At 58.9% G+C, this 12702-nt stretch carries 11 protein-coding genes and 1 other annotated feature; of the genes, 2 read left to right on the forward strand and 9 right to left on the reverse strand.

Going from position 1 to position 12702, the window contains the following annotated elements:
* Positions 1–5 precede the first annotated feature (5 nt).
* Both AC2VNM_RS08835 and AC2VNM_RS08840 read right to left on the reverse strand, forming a co-directional pair.
* The gene (locus AC2VNM_RS08835; RefSeq protein ID WP_483166250.1) at positions 6–689 is read right to left on the reverse strand and encodes an alpha/beta hydrolase; all 684 of its coding nucleotides are present in this window, start codon (positions 687–689) and stop codon (positions 6–8) included.
* 72 nt (positions 690–761) lie between these two features.
* Complete coding sequence (locus AC2VNM_RS08840) at positions 762–1136, reverse strand: hypothetical protein (RefSeq protein WP_483166251.1); 375 nt, start codon at positions 1134–1136, stop codon at positions 762–764.
* 316 nt (positions 1137–1452) lie between these two features.
* Between AC2VNM_RS08840 and AC2VNM_RS08845 the strand changes: the two genes are divergently transcribed.
* A complete protein-coding gene (locus tag AC2VNM_RS08845; protein ID WP_483166252.1) occupies positions 1453–2346 on the forward strand; it encodes a LysR family transcriptional regulator in 894 nt (297 codons plus the stop codon).
* A gap of 229 nt (positions 2347–2575) precedes the next feature.
* Positions 2576–2702: a sequence feature (AL1L pseudoknot), on the reverse strand.
* A gap of 127 nt (positions 2703–2829) precedes the next feature.
* Positions 2830–4209 (forward strand): dihydrolipoyl dehydrogenase, encoded by a 1380-nt coding sequence (locus AC2VNM_RS08850; RefSeq protein ID WP_483166253.1) that lies wholly within the window; start codon positions 2830–2832, stop codon positions 4207–4209.
* A 20-nt stretch (positions 4210–4229) separates the two neighbouring features.
* Here AC2VNM_RS08850 and eno read toward each other — a convergent pair whose 3' ends face one another.
* From eno to AC2VNM_RS08885, 7 genes are read right to left on the reverse strand one after another with little or no spacing between them, the layout of a single operon-like run.
* Positions 4230–5525 carry a phosphopyruvate hydratase gene (gene eno / locus AC2VNM_RS08855; protein ID WP_483166254.1) on the reverse strand — a complete coding sequence of 432 codons (1296 nt, stop codon included), beginning with the start codon at positions 5523–5525 and terminating at the stop codon, positions 4230–4232.
* Positions 5518–6978, reverse strand: a complete 1461-nt coding sequence (gene pyk, locus AC2VNM_RS08860) for a pyruvate kinase (RefSeq protein ID WP_483166255.1) — start codon at positions 6976–6978, stop codon at positions 5518–5520. The genes eno and pyk overlap by 8 nt, the downstream gene beginning before the upstream one ends.
* Positions 6979–6984: 6 nt before the next feature.
* Positions 6985–7902 (reverse strand): beta/alpha barrel domain-containing protein, encoded by a 918-nt coding sequence (locus AC2VNM_RS08865; protein ID WP_483166256.1) that lies wholly within the window; start codon positions 7900–7902, stop codon positions 6985–6987.
* Between the two features lie 13 nt (positions 7903–7915).
* Positions 7916–8884: a 1-phosphofructokinase gene (pfkB, locus tag AC2VNM_RS08870; protein ID WP_483166257.1), complete on the reverse strand. Its 969-nt coding sequence runs from the start codon at positions 8882–8884 to the stop codon at positions 7916–7918.
* The gene (locus AC2VNM_RS08875) at positions 8881–9798 is read right to left on the reverse strand and encodes a bifunctional enoyl-CoA hydratase/phosphate acetyltransferase (RefSeq protein WP_483166258.1); all 918 of its coding nucleotides are present in this window, start codon (positions 9796–9798) and stop codon (positions 8881–8883) included. The genes pfkB and AC2VNM_RS08875 overlap by 4 nt, the downstream gene beginning before the upstream one ends.
* Before the next feature lie 47 nt (positions 9799–9845).
* Positions 9846–11312 (reverse strand): MFS transporter, encoded by a 1467-nt coding sequence (locus AC2VNM_RS08880; RefSeq protein WP_483166259.1) that lies wholly within the window; start codon positions 11310–11312, stop codon positions 9846–9848.
* Between the two features lie 42 nt (positions 11313–11354).
* The gene (locus AC2VNM_RS08885; protein ID WP_483166260.1) at positions 11355–12611 is read right to left on the reverse strand and encodes an NRAMP family divalent metal transporter; all 1257 of its coding nucleotides are present in this window, start codon (positions 12609–12611) and stop codon (positions 11355–11357) included.
* Positions 12612–12702 lie beyond the last annotated feature (91 nt).

Genomic DNA, 12702 nt, shown 5'->3' on the forward strand with positions numbered 1-12702 from the left:
ATGCCTCATCCTTGGGTGTTAGTGTATGATTGATTATCATCAGGTTGCGAAGAAGCCGCGATGCTGGCAAGAAAGCGTACTATCCAGTTCGTCACCTCGGGACCGTAGCCAGGATCGTCCAGGAGCTGATGGGCGTGTAAGCGTCCCGGCCAAGTATGGGTAGCTAGAGGTAAGGGAAGCTGTTCACGCACTAGACGACAATTGTCTGCGTACGCCTCATCATCGCTGTACAGCAGTAAAGCACGTTTTGCTTTGTTGGTTAGTTGGGAGAAGCTGTCGGGATGGCCAGCGGGCGAAACCAGGATAACACCAGCAAGTGGTTGCTCTAGTTGGGCGAGTGCCTTCAGTGCAGCGGTGCCCCCCATGGAAGCACCTAAGATGACGACCCTTTCTGCCTTATGGGTTTCTGCAAACTGTATTGCCCCCAAAACATCCTTCTCATAGAAACTGTCACCAGATTCTGAAGCACCATAGCCACGGAGATTGGGGGCAAGAACGGACCAGCCAGCCTGAACGATCGGATGGAGGATGAGACTGTGTTTCCAAACCTCTTTGTCGTAGGCCTTACCATGAATCAATATCAGCCAATCGCATCCGCCCTCGTATAGATCTGCTTCCAGGAACAGACGATCGCTACTGAATACATGGGTGCGGATAACGGCAAGCTCAGACTTCCCCGTTTTGATCATGAACAATGCTCCATAATCTTTATGGGCGACTGTAGGTATAGACTACAGAAAACCCTATGCCAAGGTACATTGCTATTCGCTTCCTGCTACGCCGTTGGGCGTAACCCTTGCAACACTGCCGTTCAGGTGTAGTTCGACTCGGGGCATCTGTAGCCCTTCCAATCGAGTCTTGCGATCAGCCGATGCGCTGATCCGTTGTCGGATCATCAAGTTGAGATACTGCCCTATCGCTTCGTGAGAGAGGTTCGCGACTTCCATGATGCGCCCCTCCAGCCAAGAGCGTGCTTTGTTGGCATTCCCAAGCGACTCACAGAGCAGATCGAAAAGAGATGGGGGAACCAGAAGGCAGAAATCGCGGCCATCGGGCAGAGTGATTTCAGCGCTGACGCCTGCGGCGTGCTTCTTCTCCGATGGGAAGTCGCGCGACGTATCCCCAAGGTCTGGCATGACTCACTCCTTTACCGTATTAGGCCATCCGAATATCAGTATAGACACCAGAGCGGAACTCTGCACCCACACTCCGAAAGAGGATCGTGCCACACGATGAGGTCGTGGAAATCAGGTTTGATTCATCTCGCAGCAGTGACTTCAGAGCACAGCGAGCTTGGTGAGGGATCCATGGGCTGCCTTGCAACTGGAGTTCTGACCGCAACATAAATTCTCCGCGTGACTTTATGGCACGAAAAGTATCTACTAATCTATGTTAGTTACTAAGAAGGTGGCTGGCAAATCATTTTTATTGGAGTAGATAACGGAGAAACCGATGGTGGATGCTGAGCAGCTGATAACGCTTTTGGAGGTCGTCGAACGGGGAAGTGTAAGCGCCGCAGCAGAGCATTTGTGTCGCGGACAATCGGCAATTTCTGAACGGTTAAAAAAACTAGTAGAGTATGTCGGTGAACCATTGTATTTCCGGAAAGGAAATGGCTTGGTGTTCACCGAGGCCGGAGAGCTTATATTACCAGATATAAAAAGGTTGGAACACGCACTTAGGGATATAGAGAGTATTATAAGGAGACGTCAAAGTGGGCAACTAGGTGACCTCTGTATTGTGGCAACAAGCCTTCTCGCAAATTATTATCTGCCGCCTTATTTGGAGAAATTCAGGGCTGTATATCCAAATATTAATTTGTATATAAAAAGCGGAGAAAGGTATTGGGATAATGTTTCTATCGGAAGTGTAGATGTGTTTTTTTATGAGGGTGAAGTAGCCCCTCCTGATCTACCATATTATTTTGAGACAGTCCGATGGAAGAACGATAACGGGATTGTATTGGGAGTGCCAGACGGCCACCCGTTAGCCCGGAACGACCTGGTTATGTTCAAAGATCTCCAGAATGTGCCAATAGTTTGGCGGGAGCCTGGCTCCGCAATTAGGAGAGCGATAGAAAGAGAGTTTCGGAATCGCGGTGTAGAGAGCCGGCATTTCATAGAGGTAGCTGATATACAATCAGTCGGAATTATGGTTAAGTCAGGGCTTGGGGTGGGATTTTTTGACACCCGAGTACTGGATCAACACCCTGAATGGGGTATAAAGAAAATTCCATTGGAGAAGCATGAAATAATTTCTGTAAATTTTATGTCTGCTCCACATATCAGTAGGAGATCTGCCGTGCTTTCAAAATTTTTGGAAATCATCAATGATGAGGAGATATAAATACAACGGAAGTTATCTTCTGTGTACACCAGAGGCCGCTTAAGCTACAGTGATAGTCCTTTATGGATATTGGCTCACATCTTCGTGCTGAGGCTGTTCCCAGGCCGTAATCATGCCAGTCAGCATTTAGGACAGGTTAGATCTTCGGCAACGGCAACATATCGCGCCGCTCCCTACGACCGCGCAGTCTTAGGTGGCGACGTCGGGTTACTTGGCATCGATAGGCCGATGGGGCGATCTGCAATGTCTTGCAGATCGGTTCGACCCCATTGGTTTCTCGGTGCTGGTCGATTTAATGCGTTTTAATGCGTTATGAGTTGAGCTTGCGGCCGAACTCTGGTTGCACGAAAAATGCGTCGACGATTCGCAGAATATCATTTGCTCGTTGTGAGCGCTTGTACGGCACGCGCGTGCCATTAGCTGGCTGAGCATGACTCCTTTCGCTACACTGGGATAGTCTATAATTGGATCAGGAGGTCAAATATGGCTGAAAAGGTAGTGGATCTGCTCTGTATCGGGGCCGGCGGCGCGGCGTATCCGGCGGCCTTTCGACTGGCGCGGGCGGGACACCAGGTACTCATGGTAGATCCCAAAGGAGTGATGAGTGGCAACTGCCTCTATGAGGGCTGTGTGCCATCCAAGGCGGTGCGGGAGATGGCATCTTTGGCTGGCGCAACGCGGCGCTTCAACGCCCAGCTTGGTCTGGAAGAACCACGGGCGGACTATGCAGCCATCGTGCAGCACAAGGATCAGGTACAGGAGCGGCGTTATGCGCAGCATGCGCAGGAGCTTGCTGCACAACCCGGTATTGAGCTGCGCAAGGGGGTGGCGCATATTCTTGATCCTCACACCGTGCAGATCGACGATGATCAGGGCAGTGAGAAAATCCACTGCCATCATCTCCTTATTGCCAGCGGCTCTGACGTCTTTGTGCCTCCCATTCCTGGTGCCGAACATTGTCTGACCAGTCATGATCTCTATAAACCGGACTCCGCCCTGCGCGCTTTGCCCAAGCGCTTGATCGTGGTCGGTGGCGGATACATTGGCCTGGAAACGGCGTCCTTTTTTGCCCAACTCGGCAGTCAGGTGACGCTCCTGCAGAGGGGGGGACAGATTTTGAACGGCATGGACCCAGGCATGGTGGCCCTGCTCCAGCCCTTGTTGCCGGCAGGCATGCGGATCCTGACCGACGTCGATGTGCAGCGCATCGAGGCCCAGGGTGCGTTGCGCCGGGTGGTCTGGCAACGCGCCGGGCAGGAGGAGAGCGGAGAGGCGGAGGTGGTGCTGCTCGCAGTCGGACGCTCCCCGGTGATTCCCGAGGGCTGCGATGCGGTTGGTATCGAATTTGACCGACATGGCATTCAGGTGGGGCCATCCCTGCAGACCCGCTACCCGCATATCTACGCTGCCGGTGATGTTAATGGTCGGGTGCCCCTCTTTCATGCAGCGGTACGGCAATCGTTAGTCGCGGCTCACAATATCCTGGGTGGCAATCAACCCCTGGATTACGCGGATTTCCACAATGTGCCGACGACGATCTTCACCCTCCCGGCCGCGGCCTATATCGGCATGACCCCGGCCAAGGCTGAGGGGCGCGAACTGGCGGTGGGTCGCTATGATTTTGCCGAAGACTCCCGGGCGCAGATTCTTGAGCGCTTGGAGGGGGAGATTCGCCTGTTCTTCGAGCCTTCCTCCCTGCGCCTGTTGGGGGGGTGGATCGTCGGCATCGATGCCGGTGCCTTGATCGGGCAGATCGGGACGGCGCTGAGCTTGGGGGCGACGGCCTATGATCTCGCCCGTTTTGCCGACCAGCACCCGATGTCGGCCGAGGGCATCGGCAAGGCCGCCCGCAGCCTCTTCTGAGGCGCTGAGCGGCTCCGCTCTCAGCGGGTGGGGGGGCGGACGAAGGCTTGGGCACCGGCGTACGTGGCGGCAGTGCCCAGTTCTTCTTCGATGCGTAGGAGCTGGTTGTACTTGGCGACACGCTCGCCGCGGCAGGGCGCACCGGATTTGAGGTGACCAGTGTCCAGTGCCACGGTGAGATCGGCAATGAAATCGTCGGTGGTTTCCCCGGAACGATGCGAGACAAACGCCCCCCAGCCGTGGAACTGCGCCAGGCGGGCGGCGGCAAAGGTCTCGCTGACGGTGCCGATCTGATTGAGTTTGATGAGCACGGAATTGGCGATGTCGTCTTTGATGCCGCGGGCGATGATCTCTGGGTTGGTGCAGAAGATGTCATCGCCCACCAGCTCGATGCGGCCGCCTAGGCGCGCGTTGAGCTGTTTCCACGATTCCCAGTCATCCTCGGCCAAACCATCTTCCAGCAGCACGATGGGATAGTCATCCACCAGCTTCGCGTAGTACTCGATCATTTCCTCGCTGCCGATGGCGCGTTTTTCGGTGTGTAGCTGGTACTTGCCGTCCCGATAGAATTCCGAAGAGGCGGGGTCGATGGCAATGCCGCAATCCTTGCCCGGCACGAAGCCGGCCTTTTCGATGGCAGCGAGGAGCAGGTCCAGAGTCTCCTGGTTGGAGCGCACCGCCGGGGCAAAGCCACCCTCGTCACCCACGCCAACGCTCAGATGTTTTTCGAGCAGCAGGCCCTGCAGGGCGTGATAGATCTCTGCCCCCCAGCGGATGGCTTCGCGGAAGGAGTCGGCACCAAAAGGCACCAGCATGGTCTCCTGAAAATCTGCCCCCTGCCAATGGGCATGGACGCCGCCATTGAGGACGTTGAGGCAGGGCACCGGCAGGCGGGAGGCCGCGGGGCCGCCGAGATAGGCATAGAGGGGGAGGTCCTTGCTTTCGGCGGCGGCGCGGGCGCAGGCCAGGGACACGGCGAGCAGGGCATTGGCCCCGAGGCGCGACTTGTTGTTGGTACCGTCCAGGCCGAGCAGGGTGTCGTCAATCATCTTTTGGGCGCTCGCGTCCAGATCGATCAGATTGGGAGCGATCTCTTCTTCGATGTGCTCGATGACCTTCCGCACCCCCTTGCCACCGAAGCGGTTGGGGTCCTGGTCACGCAGCTCCAGGGCCTCGCGGCTGCCGGTAGAGGCGCCGGAGGGCACCGCGGCCCGTCCACGGCTACCATCGGTCAGCAAGACCTCGGCTTCGACGGTGGGGTTGCCGCGGGAGTCGAGAATTTCACGGGCGATGATATCTTCAATCAGGCTATCCATAGCTGTCTCCTTGCTGGTGCATTTGCGGTTCGGATACGGCGAGATCGATGATCTCCAATCTATTGGTGCCACCCGGATGGCCTAGGCTTGGACCCTGGGTGAGAATGATGTGCCCCTGTTGCCAGCCATTGTCGCTGAGCCAATAGCGTATGGCACTTTCCCAACTACCGGAGCCGGGGTCGAGGAAGATCGGGTAGACCCCCGAGTAAAAGCACAGACGCTGGCAGGTTGCGGCGTGGCGGCTGGGGGCAAGGACCCAGGCCTGTGGTCGCAGGCCTGCAATACGCGCCGCCGTGGCGCCGGTCTCGGTCGGCGTGACGATGAACAGGGGCTTGAGCATCGCCGTTGCCGAACGCACATCGCAGGCAATTACCGCTTCCACGGCCGCCTTCTTGCTCTTGCGGCAAATCAGTTCGCGGGCGCTGAATCCCGAGCCTTCGATGTCGGCTGCGATGCGCGCCATCATGCGCACGCTTTCGAGCGGATAGTTACCCATGGCCGATTCTTCCGAGAGCATCACCGCGTCGCTGCCATCGAGGATGGCGTTGGCGACATCATTCACTTCGGCGCGGGTGGGACGAGGGTTGTTGACCATCGACTCCAGCATCTGGGTCGCGGTGATGACCGCCTTGCCGGCAGCGCGGGCGCGGTGAATGAGCTCCTTCTGCTGTCGGGCAATGCTCTGGATCGGGATCTCCACACCCAGGTCGCCGCGCGCCACCATGATCCCATCACAAGCCGCGAGAATTTCGGGCAGGTTGCGCAGGGCTCGCTGGCGCTCGATTTTGGCCACCAGAAATGGCTCATAACCCTGTTGCGCGGCAAGCGTACGGGCCTGGTCCAGGTCGGCTGCCGACTCGACAAAAGAAACGCTGATCCCATCCACCCCCAGCGGTAGAATGGCGCGCAACAAGTCTTGATCTTGCGCCGTGAGCGCAGTGCCGGCGAGCAGCAAGCCGGGCAGATTGACGCCCTTGTGAGAGCGCAACTCGCCACCCACCACAACGCGACAGTGTAGAATCCCCTGTTCTTCAGCATCGACGCGCAAATGCAGGAAGCCGTCGGCCAGAAAGGCGTCATCCCCCTTGCGCAAAGGGCGCGCCAGTTCCGGCAGTTCCAGCGGTAAATGATGTCGCCCCTGTTCTTGGCGATAGGGCCCTGGTCCCAGGCGCAGACGTTCACCTTTTTTGAGCTGGAGGGGCTGCGGCAGGGTACCGATGCGGATCTTGGGGCCCGGCAAATCTGCGAGAATGGCCACCCGTTTCCCTGCCCGTGCACTGGCGCTGCGAATGCGCTGGATGCGTTCGGCGTGCTCCGGGATGCTGCCGTGGGCGAGGTTGATCCGAGCCACATCCATGCCGGCCCGCAGCATGGCCTCGAGGACCCCTATCCGGTCGGAGGCGGGGCCGATGGTGCAGACGATCTTGCTTTTCTGGCGCGGCAGACGAGCCATGGGCGCTCAGCCCTCCTGCAACAATGCCAGGGCGTGGTCCAGGCCGCGATCCTCGACCACCAGGCTGTGAATGGCCCGACACAGGGCGACAGCCTCCTCTAAGCTGCGTTGGTGGACGTTGCGACCGGTGGCGCAGCCAGCGCTGTGTCCTTCGCGCAGTTGTGCGTCCAGACGACGGACGAAGTCCGCACTGCTGACTTCGGCCCCCCCGGCACAGACCAGCTGCGTGCGTCCGGCAGCGGCAACTGCTTCGCCCAATAGCTTGGCCTCTGCCGCACCTTGGAGATTCAGCGGTGGGTTGACCTTGACGAAATCTGCGCCCAGGCAGGCGACTAGTCCTGCGGCCCCGGCAATCAGATGGGGATCGTGTTCGCGTTTACCCACCGCTCTTCCGCGCGGATAGGCCCAGATCACTGCCAACAGTCCAAGCTGATGGGCGTCGTGGATGAGTTGTGCCGCTTCTGTGAGCATTTCCGCTTCGAATTCCGAACCAGGATAGATGGTGTAACCGACGCCGACGATGGGAACGCCGGCGTGCTGCATGAACTCCTGGACCTGCGCCATGCTTTGCCACTGCCGACTGCGGGGGTCGTGCTCGGCTCCGGGAAGCAGATGGGTTTTGCTATTGAGCTTGAGCAGGTAGGGAATTTCCGGGTAGTCGCCACCATACTGCGCCACCAGTCCCAGCTGGGTGGCGAAGCAGCCGATAGGCGCCTGGCTGGCAATGCGAAAAAGATGTTCCGGGTCGGCGTCTGCGGCCGCGACGGTACTGCCCACGAAATCATCATTCAGATGTTCGACCTTCTGATCACCAGCCATCAGGAACAGGCGGCCAGAACCTTGGGTAACCCGTTCGTAGTTTTCCTGCCAGCGTCGGCTGGCCTCCTTGCTGATACCAATGGGAGCTTTGCGTTGCGCTTGCATGGCGTTCTCCTTTTCAGGGTGCGAGATTCTCCACCTCAATCTGCCGCAGAAGTGGGTCGAGATCGTTGTGGGTGAAAATACCAGTGCCCGGTTGCGCGGCCGTGGCGCTGCCGCAGGCGACGGCAAGGCGCAGGGCCTCCTCCGGACGTTGCCCCTGGGCAAAGGCAGCGACCAGACCGGCCACCATCGAGTCGCCAGCGCCAACGGTGGAGCGTACTGCGATACTTGGGGCATTGGCGAAAAAGTTTTGCTCGGATCCAATCAGTAGAGCGCCCTCGCCACCAAGGGAGACGCAGACCCAATCGATGCCCTGCTGTTGTACCTGGCGGGCGGCGGCGATCAGCTCCTCGCGAGTGCTCAGGCTCTTGCCGCTGAGTTGTCGCAGCTCGTAGGCGTTCGGCTTGATCAGAAACGGTTTGGCGGCGATACCCCGGCGTAAGGCCTCGCCATGGGCGTCGAGGACGACCCTGGCCCCTTGCTGCCGCAGCTCTTCGATCAGCTGCGCATAAAAATCTGTTGGTACGCCCGGGGGCAGGGAGCCGGTGAGCACGGCGAAGCCGTTGTCGGCCAGGCTGCAAATCTTGCTGTGCACCTCCTCGAGAACCAGGGGAGAAAGCAGCGGGCCCTGTCCCGTCACCTCGTACTGCACTGTTGGGTCTTGTTGCAGCAGGGTAGCATTGATGCGCGTTTCGCCCATTACTTCCACACAATGGGGATCATCCAGACTGTGGCGCAAAAGCGTTTGCAGGAGACGGCCCACATGCCCGGCGACCACGCAGCAACTATGGGCACAGACGAAAAGCTCCTTCAGGGCACGCGCAACATTGATACCGTTGCCACCGGGATCGAAGCGGGTGCTGCTGGCGTGGGTCTTTTGGTCGGGGAGCAGCTGCGCAAATTCATAGCTGACGTCCACCGCCGGATTCAGGGTCAGGGTGACGATCTTGGCGCAGGGATGGCAGGGAGCGCTTTCCGGATTCATTTGGATTTCTCGGCATAATGCAGGAGGGCGGCCAGAGCGGCGGAAACCAGGCGTGCGCGCGGGGGGTCGGCACGTGAGGTGAGGATGATCGGCACCTTGGCTCCCATGACGATACCCGCCAGGCTGGCATGGGCCAGATATTCCAGATCCTTGGCGAGGATGTTGCCGGAAACCAGATCCGGCACGAGCAGGATATCCACGTCGCCAGCAACCGGGCTATGGATTCCCTTGACCTCAGCGGAGTGCGCGGAGATGGCATTATCGAAGGCCAAGGGCCCATCGACAATGGCATGCTGGATCTGCCCGCGCTCAGCCATTTTGGCCAGGCAGGCGGCATCGACGGTGGAAGCGATGGCGGGATTCACCGTCTCCACTGCCGATAACGCCGCTGCCTTGGGCTGCTCGACGCCGAGAATCCGGGCGAGATCGACGGCGTTTTGCAGAATCGCCGCCTTGCTGAGCAGGTCCGGGCTGATGTTGATCGCTGCATCGGTGATGAGCAAGGGTTTGTGGTAGCTTTCTAGTTCAGCGACAAAGATGTGCGACAAACGGCGATCCGTGCGCAGTTTGGCGAGGATGGGATGCAGAAAGGCATCGCTGTGAATGTGGCCCTTCATAATGGCCGCCGCCTCGCCGCGTTCGACCATCTGCACCGCCTCTGCCGCTGCCGCCTCACTGCTCGGCACGTCGACAATCCGAAACGACGGACAGTTGCCGGTCTCTTGCTGCAGATTCGCCAGTAACGCCCGGATCTTTTGCGCGTTACCCAGCAGGATGGGTTCGACGATACTCTGTGCGCGGGCAGCACAGGCCGCTTCCAGCACCTCCTTTTGTCCTGCATCCACGACTGCCACGGGAATGTCGTCGAGCGGCGCTACCTGCTGCAAGATCGCGTCAAAATGAGAAAACGGCATGCGATTCTCCGATGTATCCACCAACAAATTCCTCCGATTTGAGCATTTCAGCCTTCCAGCTGACGCGAGCGCAATGGCAGGCGTCCATGGTGCTCCTCCAAAGTCAGACCGTGGCCTTCCACGCGGAAAGTATAGGTCAAAATTCCGCCCAGCAGACTGAGCAGTGCCATCCCGAGCAAGAGCAGCCCAACGCCCAGGTCGCGTTGCAGTATGGGCAGCAGGAACACTGCCAGGGTCGCCCCGATTTTGGCAAAGGCAGCGGCAAAGCCCGAACCGAGCGCGCGGACTTGGGTGGGGTACATCTCGGTGGGGAGAATGAACGTGGTCGCATTGGGTCCGACGGTCATGGCGAAATTGTAGAGGGCGAAGCCCAGAAACAGCACGAAAAACGACCAGTGCGCCGTCGTGGCCCGCCAGAGCAGCAGTAAACCCAGGGTCATACCCAAAAAGCCCTGAATCTGCATCTGCATCCGCCCAAAACGGGGGACGAGCCAGAGGGCAGTCAAGGCACCAGCGAGCAGAAGAAAATCCACCTCCGCTGTGTGCAGGGTGTTGATCCAGTCCTTTTGCCAAGTGGGCAGACGCTCCGGCAAAACGCTCATGGAAGCCAACAGGATCGGCGTGAACAGGCCGATCCCATAGGTAGCCATATCCATCAAAAACCAGGGCAGGGTAACCAGCCAAGTGCGCCGACGATATTCGTTGGTGAACAATACCCGCCAGGCGGTCTTGGGCGTGATTGGAATCTTGCTCACCGCATGGGTACGATGGCCCAACTCCCTGCCCATGCGCTGTAATTCTGTGCTGCGTTGCGGCGCAAAGCGGGCGAGCTCCGCAGCGGCAATCTGATTGCGGCCGTGCGCCATCAGCCAACGTATGCTCTCTGGCAGTCGCCATCGGCCCAAAAAGTAGGGGAGGGCGAGTACCGCCTGCCAGGCCATGAGCCAACGCCAGGCCGTACCGCTGCCGTGTATCAGGAGCAGTGCGACGCCGGCACTGAGCAGCATACCCAAGGGTTGCAGGGCCATTGATGCCGCCAGCATGCGTCCGCGATGGTTTTGCGGCATGAACTCGGAAATATAGCTGCTACCCACCGGAAAATCGCCGCCCACCGCAATCCCGAGAACGAGCTCACCCAGAATCAAAAGGATAGTGTTGGTCGTGAGGCTGAGCCAGATCCCCGCAAGCAGAAGGCCGAGGGCATTGGCGATGAGCAAGGGGCGGCGGCCAAAGCGATCGGCCAGATGCCCGCTGAGCAGGGCGCCGATGATCGTGCCCCCCATCAGGCTCGCCGCTGCCAGACCCGTGCTGCTCGGACTGAGATGAAAGGGGGCACGTAATAGGGGCAGGCTGATGCCGAGCACCATCATGCTCACACCACTCAACAAGGGACCGGCGGTCGCCAGCAGCCACAGGCGATAATGTCGCGGTGACAGGCGGGCCTGATCGAGGATCCCGACCATGGCCTGATGGTGTGGATCGACTTTGGCAATGGCGCGCTCTTCTTTCATCATGAGGGGAGCATACGGCGCACTCCCCTCGTCGGCAATGCGGGACTAGAGGCCGGGAATGCTGGTGATGCCGCCGTAGACCCCGAGTCCGGCACTGACGCCGCCCAAGGCCAAAACCACCCAGAAGTACCAGCCGCGCAGGCGATGCTCGTCGGGGAGCGCCTTGACTGCCAGAGCAATCAGGAAGCCCAGTACCAGCGGGAGTAAGAGGGCATTCATGACCTCCACTGCAATATCCAGGCTGACAAGGTTGGGAATGAAGATGACGGCGACGGCTCCCGCCAGCAAGACCAGGGTATAGACACCATAGAACCACGGCGCATCCTTGGGATGATACTCCAGGGAATGCTTGAAGCCGGTGACTTCGCCCCAGCCCCAGGCCGCCGCCAGGGTGGCAACGATGGCGGCAATCATGCCGGCGCCAATGATGCCCAGAGAAAAGACAATGTGCCCCCAAACCGTCCCGAGGAAGGGCGTAATCGCTTCTGACAGCTGCTGTACGGTATTTAGCGGAGCGTTGGGGTTGGACAGACCGATGGTGGCGGCGGTGGCGATCAGTACCGCGGCCATGATCAACTGCGTAATCACTGAACCGATGGCGGTATCCCAGCGGGCATGGGGGTAGTCCGCCGGACGCAATCCCTTGTCGGCAACCGCCGACTGCTGGTAGAAGATCATCCAGGGCATGATGACGGCGCCGATGTTCGCCGCCACCAGCATCATGTAATTGTGGTTACCGAGCTCAACCTGGGTCAGACCGTGCAGCAGGCTCCCCATATCCGGACGGGCGGCCCAGGCGATGCCAAAAAAGACCACTTCAAAGGTCCCAAAAATCAGCGCAATTCGTTCCACCCGACGGTACGAGCCGGTAATCACGATCAACCACAGTGCGCTGGCACCCAGAACCACTCCCAATGCCCGCGGCAGGCCGAACAGTTCACTCACTCCCGCCAGACCGGAAAATTCCGTGAGTAGGGCGCCAGCGCTGGCAATGCTCAGTCCGGTTACGGAAACGTAAGCCCAGTGCTTGCCAAAGGTTTCGCTGATCAGTTCTCCATGACCCTTGCCGGTGAAGATGCCGAGTCGTACTGTGAGTTCCTGCACCACATAGAGGATGGGCATCAATATCAACTGCAAGAGCAGCAGGCGGTAGCCCCATTGCGCGCCACTCTGGGCCGCGGTGATGACGCTGCCGACATCGGTGTCCGCCAGCATGACCACCAGTCCTGGGCCTAGCACCGCGAGAAAGGTGCCCAATCGGTGTCTTTTCGGGAAGTCTAGACCGCTCTGTGCGGCTGCCATGTTCCGCGGACCTTTTCTGTCGTAAAAATGATAACGCGAATAATTATCAAGACAACAAAAGAAGTCAACCCCAGCTTGCAGCACTCCCATC

It is taken from the genome of Acidithiobacillus sp. TH-A67, assembly GCF_057473545.1.

Excerpts from the sequence above, each read along its gene's own strand:
- AC2VNM_RS08835 (WP_483166250.1), bottom strand. The coding sequence starts at position 689 with ATGATCAAAACGGGGAAGTCTGAGCTTGCCGTTATCCGCACCCATGTA.
- AC2VNM_RS08840 (WP_483166251.1), bottom strand. The coding sequence starts at position 1,136 with ATGCCAGACCTTGGGGATACGTCGCGCGACTTCCCATCGGAGAAGAAG.
- AC2VNM_RS08845 (WP_483166252.1), top strand. The coding sequence starts at position 1,453 with ATGGTGGATGCTGAGCAGCTGATAACGCTTTTGGAGGTCGTCGAACGG.
- AC2VNM_RS08850 (WP_483166253.1), top strand. The coding sequence starts at position 2,830 with ATGGCTGAAAAGGTAGTGGATCTGCTCTGTATCGGGGCCGGCGGCGCG.
- eno (WP_483166254.1), bottom strand. The coding sequence starts at position 5,525 with ATGGATAGCCTGATTGAAGATATCATCGCCCGTGAAATTCTCGACTCC.
- pyk (WP_483166255.1), bottom strand. The coding sequence starts at position 6,978 with ATGGCTCGTCTGCCGCGCCAGAAAAGCAAGATCGTCTGCACCATCGGC.
- AC2VNM_RS08865 (WP_483166256.1), bottom strand. The coding sequence starts at position 7,902 with ATGCAAGCGCAACGCAAAGCTCCCATTGGTATCAGCAAGGAGGCCAGC.
- pfkB (WP_483166257.1), bottom strand. The coding sequence starts at position 8,884 with ATGAATCCGGAAAGCGCTCCCTGCCATCCCTGCGCCAAGATCGTCACC.
- AC2VNM_RS08875 (WP_483166258.1), bottom strand. The coding sequence starts at position 9,798 with ATGCCGTTTTCTCATTTTGACGCGATCTTGCAGCAGGTAGCGCCGCTC.
- AC2VNM_RS08880 (WP_483166259.1), bottom strand. The coding sequence starts at position 11,312 with ATGATGAAAGAAGAGCGCGCCATTGCCAAAGTCGATCCACACCATCAG.
- AC2VNM_RS08885 (WP_483166260.1), bottom strand. The coding sequence starts at position 12,611 with ATGGCAGCCGCACAGAGCGGTCTAGACTTCCCGAAAAGACACCGATTG.